Genomic DNA, 12633 nt, shown 5'->3' on the forward strand with positions numbered 1-12633 from the left:
TGATGAGTATATCTAGAAGTCGGTCCATTGTTATCATGACGTTCATCCTGACGATTGTTGCAGCAATAATCGCCATCGGACTAGGCAGTGTGTCTATTTCTATACCAGACATATTTAGAACGCTCTTTATTAAATCCTCCGAAGCAGTAAATAGCACAATCATCTGGGATATTCGATTGCCACGCGTACTTCTGGCGCTGATAATAGGTGCGAATATTGCGATCTCGGGAGCCCTATTACAAGCTGTAATGGGTAATCCACTTGCAGATCCTGGTCTGACGGGTGTTACTAGCGGGGCTGCTGCTTGCGTGCTTCTCATCATGCTCGCTTTACCGGAATATACTCAATTTATACCGATTGCTGCTTTTGTTGGCGGATTAATTGCCGCAACCATTGTTTATGTACTGGCATGGAGACGGAATGGCATATCACCGATCACAATTATTTTATCTGGCGTTGCGGTGAATGCCCTATGTGGAGGTGTGATCGGATTTCTTACAATTATGTATAGTGATCGACTCCCAGCCGCGGTCCAATGGTTGAACGGTAGCCTAGCTGCAAAAGGTAATAATGCCTTGGGAATGGTGTACCCGTATGCCATCGTTGGTTGGATATTATCGATCTTCGCTATACGCAAGGCAAATATCATTCGGCTTGGCGATCAGGTTGCTTCTAATCTAGGCGAGAATGTGAACCGAATCCGTATCTTGCTATCCTTATTAGCTGTTTTCTTGGCAGCAATCTCTGTAGCGGCGATTGGGATGATCGGTTTTGTCGGTCTCATTGTCCCCCATATGGCTAGAATGTTAGTCGGCTCAGACTATAAATATTTATTACCGATGAGTATGGCACTTGGAGCACTTGTACTTTTGATTGCTGATACGGGTGGTCGTACATTGTTCTCACCATTGGATATACCTGCTGGCATTCTAATGGCTGTCATCGGTGCACCTTATTTTCTATACCTGATGAGAAGGAGGACATATTAATATGTTTACGGTTGATTCCATTTCGATTCGGTATGAGCAGAAGAGTATTATTAATGACTTCTCCTTCGCAGTGAAGCAAGGTGAGATCATGTCTATCATTGGACCTAATGGCTCGGGTAAATCTACAATACTCAAAGCGATTTCGCGGCTTATTCCTTATCATAAAGGTAAGGTAATGCTCGAAGACATGAATTTGAAATCCATGAGTGCCAAACAAGTTGCGCGAAAGATGTGTATGCTCAGTCAGAAGAATCAAGCACCAAGCGATATGACTGTGGTTGATCTAGTCTCTTATGGCAGATATCCGCATAAAAAGTGGTTCGAGAAGTTAAATCATGATGACATGGAGGTCGTTCACTGGGCGCTTGAGAAGACACATTTAACAGCCTACAAGGATCGAACGGTCTCTTCCTTGTCCGGTGGTGAATCGCAGCGCGCATGGATTGCGATGGCACTGGCACAGCGACCTAAAATTATGTTACTTGACGAACCGACAACGTACTTGGATATTTCCCACCAGCATGAAGTGCTTGAACTTATTCGTGAACTTAATGCGGAGATGGGGATGACCATTGTAATGGTGTTGCATGATCTTAATCAAGCTTCCCGCTATAGCGATAACATTGTTGTTGTGCAAGATGGTGAGAAAGCGATGTGTGGCACACCGAATGAAGTGATGACAGAAGATATGATTCGACAGGTTTACCGAATGGATGCAGAGATCCAATATGTTTCATCAGAGAAGAAACCCCGCATTCATTTATTAAGTACCGTTAGATAATCAGAATAATAAAGAAGATAACATTTAAATGGAGGGATTTATATTGAAAAAGCCAGTTGATGTAGAAAAGTATAAGGAAACTTATTTGCAGTTTATTGAAAATCGTAAAAATCTCATTTTGAGTTTAATAGACGATGAAGGTAAGCCGTTTATTAGTTATGCTCCTTTCGTTAAGAAGGATGGTAAGTTCTATATTTATATTAGTCAAATCGCCGACCACTATAGATATATGGAGAATAACAAGTATGTTGATGTGCTTCTTATTGGAGACGAGTCTACAACGAACAACAAATTTGCAACTGAGCGAGTGCGTTGGAGTTGTACTTCGATGAATATCGGTAATGAAGGACATGAGGATATATTTGAACTATTCAATACCGACCATAGTTCTAAAATGATGGATTTACTGCGTGGGCTGGATTTCTCTTTGTTCGAAATGACTCCGTTACAAGGGCGTTACGTTGTTGGCTTCGGTATGGCTTTCGATCTAGATTTGGATGCTAATGTGTTCAACCATGTTGTTGTGGATAAGAAAAAAGATATTGTGAACAAATAAAGTACATAACATTGAATGGATGTTTAGAGGAGGTAAGTATATATGTCATTCTTAACTGTATTACCGATATGGCAAGCGGTTCAAGAACGATTTCATACAATGGTGAAGGCATTACCGGAGCAGAATCTGAGTTTGCAAATCGGTTCTGCATCCATCGGGTCATTGATTCGTCATAACGCAGAGGTTGAATATATGTTCGCTGATTGGTTCTTCGGTAGGAAGATACCCGAGGAGATGAAAGAAGCCATGACACAGGGAGCGGAGGGGGATCATACTTCTTTCACTCGTATAACAGAGCTCGTTGATCTACTGACAGCTTCAAACGCACATTTGACCGAAGCGATGCGTGATCTTCCAGAAGAGGCGTGGCATCACTCTGTTGAGTCCTCCTTCGGGGCATCTACGCCACTGGAAGCGATAGGAAGACTGATGTATCACACGGGGATTCACGCAGGACAGATATCACTCATTCAGAAAAATGCAGGCAGTCAATAAGACGCGAATCGACATCAAGCGACAAACTTCATTGACGGAAATTGATTAATAAGCTAATCTTTTGGTAGACGATTAAAGTGAATAGATTATGCATCATAATATATGAGAAGTAGGGAACGGAACAACGCCCTGCTTCTTTTTCTTTGGAGGAACTAAAGATGATTAAGATTATGGCGGACTCAACTTGTGATTTGACGGAAGAGATAATTGAGAAATATAACATTGGTATCGCACCATTAATGATAATGATAAACGGTCAAGAGTGTAGGGATAAAATAGATATAAAACCTGATGATTTTTATGCTATCCTTGGAAATTTGAAGGAAGCCCCTACGACATCCATGCCAAATCCATCAGAATATTTAAAAATAATAAAATATGCTATAGAAGAAGGGCATACAGCGATACTATGTATTTGTATGTCAAGTGGTACAAGTGGATCTTATCAATCCGCTGAACTTGCTAAAGAAACCTTTTTCGATGAACATCCAGACTCATCTATACAAATTCATGTAGTGGATTCCAAATCGATGAGCCAAGGTAGTGGATGGTTGATTTTGAAAACTGCTATGTTGAGAGAAAAAGGATTTAGCTTTGAAGAATTAATACATTTTAATGAAACCTATAAAAAAAATGTGAAACATTTTCTCTGTGTAGATGATCTAAATCATTTAATTAAAAGTGGCAGGCTTACAAATGCTAGTGCCTTAATAGGTAGAATACTGAAGATCAAACCAATCATGTCTATGAGAAATGGAAAAGGAGCTATAGTAGCTAAAGAAAGAGGATTGAAAGGTGTGTTAAACCACTATGTGAAGGAGTTCACCCAGAGGAATGATTGGGAAGTCACGGATTTCATCATCATAGGCTACACTTCGGAGAGAACGATTGCTGAGAAGTTAATGGACAAGCTCAGAGGAGAAACAGAATATATAGGGGAAATAATTATTATGCAAATGGGGGTAGCCGTAGGGACCCATGTAGGATTAGGGGCAGTATCTATGTTCTTTATTGAGAAGGGACATAAGAAAGATGGTTTGTTAATCAATGAATTCATTAATAAAATAAAGAATAGATAATATGCGGTGACCACCTTTCAGTAGTAATAGGAAGAGGTCATCTTTTTTTGATTTATTTTCCAAATATTATTAATAATTGTATAAAAATAGAGCTTTTATAGTGTGTTAAGCGATGCCAATTATGAGTGTCAGGGATAAATTTGTCTACTGATTTGAGCACGAAATCTCCTCCATATGACCTGATTCTAAAGGTCTACCTCATGCTATAAGACTTGCTTGGACTCCTAAATAAATGTGCCTTCTGTTGCTTGGATTCAGATGTAAATGCCCAGAAATCCCCTGTTCACATGACTCTATTCGATCTATTTTATCCTCATTTTATTAGAGAATTGTCTCCCTTGGAGCATATTGCACTTGTCAGAAATAGATCATAGAATCATCTTATCAACAAGAACATAAGCATACAGAAACATGCACATCTATCTCTACAAACCATTATTTAAGGGGGATTTAAATTGAAAAGATCATCGTTAGTTCTTCTAAGTATGTTTTTAGTATTCACCATGTTCTTAGCAGCTTGTGGCGGGGGAGAAGTTAAGAATACTCCAAAAAATGAAAGCGCTAAAACGGAAGATGTTAAACCAGAAGAGCCAAAAAAAGAGGAACCGAAAAAAGACGTATCATTACGCGTATTCTCAACATTCGGTGGTACAGATGCAGCTCGTGAATCTTTCCAAGCAGCTTTGGATGAATTCTCAGCAAACAATCCTAATGTAAAAATTGAGAATGATACCATGTCAGCAAATGATGACGGTTTCAGAACAAAAGTTAACACGGATATGACGACTGGGAATGAGCCTGACTTACTTTTCTACTTCGTTGGTGCTGATGCTCAAGGATTCGTAGATGCCGGTAAAGTCGTTCCTATGAATGAAATCTTGGAAGCAGATGCTGAATGGAAAGCTGGCTTCACTCCAAGTGCTCTTGAGAACACAAGACAAGCTGATGGCAACATCTATGGCATTCCATTGACTGGTTTCTACGAAGGTCTGTTCGTAAATAAACAGTTATTTGCAGACAACAACCTTGAACTTCCTACAGATTGGGACAAAATGAAAAAAGCGGTTGAAACGTTCGCTGCTAAAGGCATCATTCCTTTGGCTGCTCCATTCGACCAATCCCATTATGTAGTTGAGCACTTCATCCTTTCAGCAGCTGGTCCAGAAAGCCAAGCTAAAGGATTGTCGGGCGACATCGATCCTAACTGGGAAAAAGGTTATGCTGCGATGAAGGAACTTTATGACCTTGGCGCATTCCCTAAGGATGCTGCAACTATCGATCTTGGTATGGCATCCAACTACTATGGCGAAGGTAAAGCTGCAATGATTCTTGAAGGATCATGGGCATTTGGTGGATTCACAGATCAAGGAGTTAAAGACAATACAACGGTCATTCCTTTCCCGGTAGTTCCTGGTGGAGTTGGTAGCGGAAATGATGTTGTCGGTGGTTTCGGATCAGGATTCTACCTGTCTCAATCAACGTTTGACAATGCAGATAAGAAAGATGCTGCCATTGAATTGTTGAAACATATGACTTCAACTTCCGTTATTCAAAAGATTGCTACTGCTAACGGTGGTACTCCTGCGGCTAGCGTTGAAATCACAGGTTTGGCACAAGCTCAAATTGATGGTTTCGCAATGGCTGCAAGCTCGGCTTCAATCAATAATCCAGTGGATAGCAGAATTACTCCAGAAACATTCTCTACACTACGTGCTGGAGTTCAACAAGTCGTAACTGGTAAGAAATCACCAGCCGACGCACTTAAAGAAGCAAAAGCTATTGAGGATGCGAACAAATAGTAATGGAATGAAGTTAACAACGGTCTAATTTTATATGATCTACGCCGCCCTTTTTCTCAAGGCGGCGTAATCTTTTAACAACAAATGAAGAAAATAAACATCAAAGGTGATAACTATGAAGGGTGATAAAAAGTATATCTTGATATTTTTGTTCCCTATGGCAGCATTTATGTCGATCTTCCTGTATTATCCGTTCTTTAAAAGTTTATATCTTAGCTTTTATCGTACAAGAGGATTCTTCGACAAGAAATTTGTTGGTTGGGATAACTATGAACGCTTAATATCGGATAAGCTGCTAGGTGCTGCAACATTACACACATTAGAAATTATGCTATACGTCATTGTTTTTCAAGTGGGTATCGCCTTATTACTTGCTGTAATGGTTGATAATATTAGTAAGTTCCAGGGCTTTTTCCGTACCGTGTTTTTCTTTCCAGTCGTTATTTCTGGAACAGCAATTTCGTTGATGTTCGTTCTATTCTATAACTATAATTTTGGTCTGTTGAACAATATTCTTGCTAACTTTGGAATAGAGAAAGTCCTTTGGTTGAGTGAGAGTAATGCTTTGAAGGCAGTCTCAGTTCCTACAGTATGGCACTATGTAGGCTTTTATTTTGTCCTATTCTTAACAGCAATGGCGAAGATACCTGCCGATTATTACGAAGCGGCTAAGCTTGAGGGGATTACTGGATTCAAGAAGACGACGAAGCTTACAATTCCTTTGATTATGAATGATATTAAGGTTGTTATTACGTTAGCGATCACGGGTACCATGAAAGTATTCGAGTTCGTTTGGGTCGTTTCAAGAGGTCAGAACGGTACAGAAGTATTAGGAACTTATATGTATAAAAAAGCGATGGTCGATCAAAACTTCGGATACGGCTCAACGATTGCTATTTATATGGTTGTTGTCGGTGTTATATTAGCTTTACTTGCTAACCGTTTGTTAAAAAGCGATGAAATCACATACTAAGCAATTATTAGGGGTGTAATTGATGCAACCAGCCATTAACAAAGAACATAAAACTCGGCAAGTTAAAAGAACAAGTCGATTTAGTTTAGGAACTACCCTCATGTATGTTGTGTTGACTGCATGGTCCTTAACGACAATATATCCACTATTCTGGATTGTTAATAACTCATTTAAAGTATCCAGAGATGTTATGAATAAGTCGTTTGCACTAGCGTTGGAACCGGTGTTTGTTAACTACATGACTGCATTTGATCGAATTAATATAGGAAAGAGTTACGTGAACAGCTTGATCATGTCAGGTGGCACCGTATTATTCGTGTTATTGTTTGGTGGATTAGCTGCGTATGTATTGGCCAGGTTTACCTTTAGAGGAAAGAAAGCTTTATACTCGCTTCTATATGCAACACTGCTTATACCTGCATTCGCGACTGTCGTTCCTGTATATGAGATTCTCATCAAATCGAGTTTAGTTAATACGTATTGGGGACTGATTTTACCACAAACCGCAGGTAACTTAACTTTTGCTACACTAGTTATTGCCGGTTATATGACGACCATTGCCAAGGAATTGGAAGAAGCAGCGTTTATGGACGGATGCAATAGATGGCAAATGTTCCTTAAGATCTTTTTCCCAGTATCCAGACCAGCATTTGCATCTGTAAGTATCTTCGTGTTCTTGTGGTCATACAATGACTTGTTCTCTGCATTGATCTTTGTTAATAAAGAGAATGTACGCCCAATTGTAGCCTTGTTGAATGAAATTAGTTCGCAGTACGGAACCGACTTCGGACTGATGGCAACGGCTGTAGCTCTTACCGTTATCCCTGTATTAATTATATATCTGTTCATTTCGAAGTATATTGAAAAGGGATTGACTGAGGGCGCTGTAAAAGGCTAAGAGAGACCTGGTTTACAACCATAAAAGAGAGTGTCCTTCAAACCATAAATGTGGCTTAGGACACCTTTTTTGTACTAGAGGAGGATAACGCAGATGAAATTGCATTTTGAAGGGGATTTGACGACGATAATGCCTGGTATTAAGGCGTTATCTCATGGCCTTAGTTTCACTGAATCGGATGACGGCTTAACCGTTCAAGTCGAGCAGTTGGCCGATGTAGGGAAACTGGAGGTCGGATTAAATCAGGGTAAAGCGTATATACGTTATGGACAAAAACATCAGTTCTTTCGCGGACTCGGCCTTCTTCTGCAACACAGTCCAAGCAGCGAGACGTTCGAGCTTCAGGAGAACCAACAGTTCGATACGATCGGACCGATGTTCGATCTTTCCCGTAATGCAGTATTGACGGTAGACAGCTTCAAATTCATGCTAAACAAGATGGCCCTGATGGGACTGAACACGGTTATGCTATATATGGAAGATACATATGCAATCGAGGATGAGCCTTACTTTGGCTATATGCGGGGCAGATATACGCAGGTGGAGCTGAAAGAGATTGACGATTACGCTGACCAATTCGGCATAGAGGCTTTCCCAAGTATTCAGACGCTTGCTCATTTGGAGGAGTTTCTAAAGTGGGAGCCTGTGTCGAGTTACAAGGATACAAAAGGGGCACTTCTGGTTGGAGAAGAGAAAACAGATCAATTGATCGAGAAAATGATAGAAGCTGCTAGTGCTCCGTTTCGCAGTCGTAAAATCCATATTGGCATGGACGAGGCGGAGGAGCTTGGTCGGGGCAAATATTTGGACCGTAATGGCTATAGAAGCCGATTCGATATCATGACGGAACATTTGAAGAAGGTACTCGGTTGTGCTCGTCGCCACGGCTTAAAGCCAATGATGTGGAGTGATATGTTCCTGAAGCTTGCTTCGGAGAATAGCAGTGAGTATTACGATCAAGAGACGCAGATTCCCGAAGAAATGGCACGTCTTATCCCTAAGGACGTAGATATGGTTTATTGGGATTATGTTCATACTGAGCAGGAGGATTACGCTCAGCTGATTGCTAAGCATCGGAAGCTCGGAAACAATCTAATATTCGCTGGTGCCGTATGGATATTCAATACATTCGGAGTCAATTACGGCTTGTCACTGAACGCCTCGGATACGGCACTACAGGTATGCAAGAAGGAAGGAATCCGTGAGGTATACGCAACGATGTGGGGCGATGACGGGAATGAGGGGAATCCGTTTGCAGCACTGTTGGGCTTACAGCTCTACGCAGAGCACGCGTATTCAGAGGAGAAACCCAATCACGAGCATTTGGCTGAGCGGGTCAAGTTCTGCACGGGAATTGAAGCAGATACCTTTCTTCAGCTGAAGTATTTAGACGAAACACCGGGTTCTGAGCCGAATAACCAGAAACAGAGCAATCCATCAAAGTTTCTATTGTACCAAGATGTGCTGCTTGGGCTCTTCGACAAACAGATCGAAGGATTGGATATGGCCGCGCATTATGCGCAAGTGGAGCACAGAATACGCAGACGACGTGACAAGGATGCTGAACTCGATTACTTGTTCGAGGTTCCAGAGAAGTTATGCGGTGTATTGAAGCGGAAGAGCGAGATCGGGATCACATTGAAGCAGGCGTATGATGCGAAGGACAATGAGACGTTACAATGGGCTGCGACGGAAGGGCTACCCGCGATCGCTGAAGCTGTACGCGCGCTACGAGAAGCACATCGTAGGCAGTGGCTACGCATGTTCAAGCCTTTCGGTTGGGAAGTGATTGACATTCGCTATGGAGGGGTCGTGAATCGGATCGAAACGGCAACACTAAGGATTCTTGATTATATGGAGGGTAAGATCGAGCGGATCGAAGAGCTAGAGCAGGAACGACTGTTGTACAGCTCAACGAACCGATTCAACAATAAAGGAGTAGGCTGGTGTAGCTATTACTACAGAATGGCATCGCCGAATGTATTCTTCCACGTCATTAACCCATTTTAAACAATAATGAGAGAAGAGCCGTGTAGCTGATGGCTCTTCTTTTATTTGTAATATAAGCTCCACTCGCGTAAGGGGTAATTAGAAACTTACAAAGTACTTGTAAACGCTAGCTTTTTCATATGAATCTATCTAAGATAAGAAATAGCTAAGATCTGATATAATAATAAGATTAGCAATTATGGGGGGTACATAATGATTCAAGTAACAGAAGCAAGAAATAGACAACTAAGATACACAGGGCTTACGGAAAAAGATTTGAATTACTTAAGTGAGCAGAAGGAATATTTCGAAGCCATTACGGACATCGTAGTTGATCGTCTATATGATCATATTGACGATCAACCTGAACTTGTTGCAATCATCAATGAGAACAGCACGGTAGAACGCCTGAAGAAAACGCAAAGATGGTACTTCATGACGATGGTGGAAGGGAAAATTGATATGGAGTTTATTGAAAAGAGACTTTATATTGGTAAGCTTCATTCTCGTATTGGACTTACGACGGATTGGTATCTTGGAACTTATATGACCTATTTGGATATGTCTATTCAATGCCTTAAAGAGGTAGCACCTGATCAATGGATGGATATTACTCTATGTCTAGCTAAAATGTTTAACTTCGATTCTCAGTTAGTATTAGAAGCATATGAGCAGGATGAGAAAAATAAGATTCAAATGATGTCTGATGAACGAGAAGGAACCCTTACCAAAATTAATAAGGTGGTACAAGATCTTGCTGCGATGATGGTAGAATTAAGTGGAAGTAGTCAGTCGATTGCGGATACTGCGACCAATACAGCTGAGCTTCAAGATCAAGCTCATACTAAAGTTGATTTACTTCACTCAAAAATTAGTGAAATTTCGGTGGTTGGAACGTTGTTACAACAAGTATCGGATCAAACTCATTTGTTAGGATTGAATGCAGCGATAGAAGCAGCACATGCCGGGGAGTTTGGTAGAGGATTCGGCGTAGTAGCAGACGAAATTCGTAAATTAGCTATGCATTCTAAAGAATCTGTAGGGGATATTAAGACCAAACTAAATGAAATCTCTACTGTACTTCAAGAAGTCATGCAGGATTCGGTAAGAACCAATCAACTTGCTAGGGAACAAGCAGCAAGCTCTCAAGAATTAACTGCTTTTGTCAATATGATAGAATCTGTTACGGTGGAATTAGAAAATTTAGATTGAAAAAAGTTGAATGGAACTTGCGAATATATAAGAGCCACCTATCCTGTAGTCAGGATGAGGTGGCTCTTATGCTAGTTCTTGAAGCAAAGAGGACGGAGAGTCCGTCTCTACTTATTTACTGACTTGAACCAATCATTAACTTCTTTCGTAACTTGCTCACCGCCATTTGTCTTCCAGCTAGCAACAAAATCGTCAAAAGCATCTATTGGCAGTTTACCATATATGATTTTGTTGAAGGTTTCCAGCTCAGACTGGGCTAGAAGGTTCCACTTCGAAATCATGGTTGGTGTCGAAGCACCTGTAAAGTAGTTTTGCTTACGAACGTCCTTTTGGGACATAACGACTTTCGCAGCAGCCCAGTTTTCAGGTTTGCGGAACTCTGCAAGCTGCTTCTCGTAAGGCGTTTCCGGCGTTTCGCCGTCCGCAAGCTTAACCAATGTTTTCATATAAAGATCTGGAATCCGCCCAGGTGAGGTGATAAATGTGAAGTTAACATTATCTTTGTTAACAGTCGGTTTTCCGTCGACCATGTCCCAGTCGTACCCTTGTGCAAAGCCGTATTCGTATTTGCTCCCAGTTGTTGGGTTAGCCAAGTTGTCCAGCAAATAGTTATAATATAGAAAAAATGCTTCTGGATTTTTAGCATCTTTATTAATCATGAAGCTACTGTTCACGCCGGAATTTTGCCACTTGGTTCCTATATGTCCATCTGGACCTGCTGGAACCGGATAGGCTTTGTATTCCGATCCTGGTACATTTTTTTGCAAATCTGGAGCTGGCCAGTCCGGAACCCAGTTTGCTCCTGGAAGAACACCAGCATTTCCTTTTGTCCAAATTTCTGCCGCTTTATTCTCATCCCACAAGGCTGAATCGGGATGAATATAACCTTTATCCATCCATTCTTGCAGCTTAGCGAGCGCTTGCTTAGCTCCGGCATTCGTCGAACCATATTCGAGATTTCCAGCTGCGTCTTTGTTCCATTGCTCCTGGACCGCTCCATATGCCCCGAACAACCAATCGAGCCCACCTAACCATGTGTTTGTTTTGCTTTTCAAGGTAATAGCGAGCGGATAGACGTCCTTCGGAGCAAGCCCGTCCGGGTTCTCATTCTTGAATTTGTCCATCACATTCTCTAATTCCGCGATTGTCTTGGGTGCAGAAAGATTTAGCTTCACCATCCAATCTTCACGAAGCCACAACAACGTATTGTCATTGTCTGTATATTCAAGAATTGGTACGTTGTATTTCTTGCCATCCCTCATGAACGGATACCAAAGTTCAGGATTCTTGATGGCATGATCTTTCCAAATTTTGTTGGCATACTTATCAAATAACTCATCGATGGTAACGAACTGGCCGGAATCGATCAGTTGGTTGGTCAAGATAGGGTCGCCTGGTACGTATACGAAATCAGGCATTTTCTCGCCTGAAGCAACAGCGAGCTGAAGTTGTTGCTTATATTGATCTGCGCTAGAGGGATACCAGGTATCCTTGTGCTTCATTCCTAACTGCTCAAGCATCCAACGGTCGTGAACATTGTTCTCTCTAGTGTCGCCATTAATGAATTTCTTCGGCGCAGCGAACATGATGACAGTACTGATATCAATCGGTGGATCGTATTTACCTTTGGCAAATGCAGCGTCGGCTGCACTGACTTCAGTTGAAGCGGTTTCATCTTTCTTTACGCTTTCATTAGACGTTCCATTACAGGCTGTAACCAAGACGAGTGACATGATCATGAGCAACTGCCATGGTTTTCTCAATTTCTTCATTCTTCAATCCCCCTACGATGTTTAATCTCTACATGTGTTACTTTATCAACTTTTAGGGGAGGGGATCTATATGAGATTATTAGTTTTCAT

11 protein-coding genes are annotated in these 12633 nt (G+C 41.3%); 10 read left to right on the forward strand and 1 reads right to left on the reverse strand.

Going from position 1 to position 12633, the window contains the following annotated elements; all coding sequences use genetic code 11:
* Window positions 1–2 precede the first annotated feature (2 nt).
* The 10 genes from ACP8HI_RS00905 (at window position 3) to ACP8HI_RS00950 (ending at window position 10771) form a co-directional block, all read left to right on the forward strand.
* Window positions 3–989, forward strand: coding sequence for a FecCD family ABC transporter permease (locus tag ACP8HI_RS00905; protein ID WP_438349284.1), 987 nt, complete (start codon window positions 3–5; stop codon window positions 987–989).
* A 1-nt stretch (window position 990) separates the two neighbouring features.
* Window positions 991–1770: an ABC transporter ATP-binding protein gene (locus ACP8HI_RS00910; RefSeq protein ID WP_438349285.1), complete on the forward strand. Its 780-nt coding sequence runs from the start codon at window positions 991–993 to the stop codon at window positions 1768–1770.
* A 43-nt stretch (window positions 1771–1813) separates the two neighbouring features.
* Window positions 1814–2326: a HugZ family protein gene (locus ACP8HI_RS00915; RefSeq protein ID WP_438349286.1), complete on the forward strand. Its 513-nt coding sequence runs from the start codon at window positions 1814–1816 to the stop codon at window positions 2324–2326.
* 42 nt (window positions 2327–2368) lie between these two features.
* Window positions 2369–2821, forward strand: a complete 453-nt coding sequence (locus tag ACP8HI_RS00920) for a DinB family protein (protein WP_438349287.1) — start codon at window positions 2369–2371, stop codon at window positions 2819–2821.
* Window positions 2822–2979: 158 nt separating this feature from the next.
* Window positions 2980–3900 carry a DegV family protein gene (locus tag ACP8HI_RS00925; protein ID WP_438349288.1) on the forward strand — a complete coding sequence of 307 codons (921 nt, stop codon included), beginning with the start codon at window positions 2980–2982 and terminating at the stop codon, window positions 3898–3900.
* Between the two features lie 455 nt (window positions 3901–4355).
* Window positions 4356–5699: an ABC transporter substrate-binding protein gene (locus ACP8HI_RS00930; RefSeq protein WP_438349289.1), complete on the forward strand. Its 1344-nt coding sequence runs from the start codon at window positions 4356–4358 to the stop codon at window positions 5697–5699.
* Window positions 5700–5856: 157 nt separating this feature from the next.
* Window positions 5857–6672 (forward strand): carbohydrate ABC transporter permease, encoded by an 816-nt coding sequence (locus tag ACP8HI_RS00935; RefSeq protein ID WP_438349290.1) that lies wholly within the window; start codon window positions 5857–5859, stop codon window positions 6670–6672.
* 22 nt (window positions 6673–6694) lie between these two features.
* Window positions 6695–7570, forward strand: a complete 876-nt coding sequence (locus tag ACP8HI_RS00940; protein WP_438349291.1) for a carbohydrate ABC transporter permease — start codon at window positions 6695–6697, stop codon at window positions 7568–7570.
* Window positions 7571–7663: 93 nt separating this feature from the next.
* A complete protein-coding gene (locus ACP8HI_RS00945; protein WP_438349292.1) occupies window positions 7664–9580 on the forward strand; it encodes a beta-N-acetylhexosaminidase in 1917 nt (638 codons plus the stop codon).
* A 192-nt stretch (window positions 9581–9772) separates the two neighbouring features.
* Window positions 9773–10771: a protoglobin domain-containing protein gene (locus ACP8HI_RS00950; protein ID WP_438349293.1), complete on the forward strand. Its 999-nt coding sequence runs from the start codon at window positions 9773–9775 to the stop codon at window positions 10769–10771.
* Window positions 10772–10878: 107 nt separating this feature from the next.
* Here the strand turns inward: ACP8HI_RS00950 and ACP8HI_RS00955 are convergent, their stop codons facing one another.
* Window positions 10879–12543 carry an ABC transporter substrate-binding protein gene (locus tag ACP8HI_RS00955; RefSeq protein ID WP_438349294.1) on the reverse strand — a complete coding sequence of 555 codons (1665 nt, stop codon included), beginning with the start codon at window positions 12541–12543 and terminating at the stop codon, window positions 10879–10881.
* Between the last annotated feature and the right edge of the window lie 90 nt (window positions 12544–12633).

The sequence above is a fragment of the Paenibacillus sp. FA6 genome, assembly GCF_051550225.1.
Lineage (GTDB): Bacteria > Bacillota > Bacilli > Paenibacillales > Paenibacillaceae > Paenibacillus_AQ.

What these genes read in the sequence shown, in the direction of transcription:
- ACP8HI_RS00925 (WP_438349288.1), top strand. Translation starts at nt 2,980, where the DNA reads ATGATTAAGATTATGGCGGACTCAACTTGTGATTTGACGGAAGAGATA.
- ACP8HI_RS00935 (WP_438349290.1), top strand. Translation starts at nt 5,857, where the DNA reads ATGGCAGCATTTATGTCGATCTTCCTGTATTATCCGTTCTTTAAAAGT.
- ACP8HI_RS00910 (WP_438349285.1), top strand. Translation starts at nt 991, where the DNA reads ATGTTTACGGTTGATTCCATTTCGATTCGGTATGAGCAGAAGAGTATT.
- ACP8HI_RS00905 (WP_438349284.1), top strand. Translation starts at nt 3, where the DNA reads ATGAGTATATCTAGAAGTCGGTCCATTGTTATCATGACGTTCATCCTG.
- ACP8HI_RS00950 (WP_438349293.1), top strand. Translation starts at nt 9,773, where the DNA reads ATGATTCAAGTAACAGAAGCAAGAAATAGACAACTAAGATACACAGGG.
- ACP8HI_RS00945 (WP_438349292.1), top strand. Translation starts at nt 7,664, where the DNA reads ATGAAATTGCATTTTGAAGGGGATTTGACGACGATAATGCCTGGTATT.
- ACP8HI_RS00920 (WP_438349287.1), top strand. Translation starts at nt 2,369, where the DNA reads ATGTCATTCTTAACTGTATTACCGATATGGCAAGCGGTTCAAGAACGA.
- ACP8HI_RS00955 (WP_438349294.1), bottom strand. Translation starts at nt 12,543, where the DNA reads ATGAAGAAATTGAGAAAACCATGGCAGTTGCTCATGATCATGTCACTC.
- ACP8HI_RS00940 (WP_438349291.1), top strand. Translation starts at nt 6,695, where the DNA reads ATGCAACCAGCCATTAACAAAGAACATAAAACTCGGCAAGTTAAAAGA.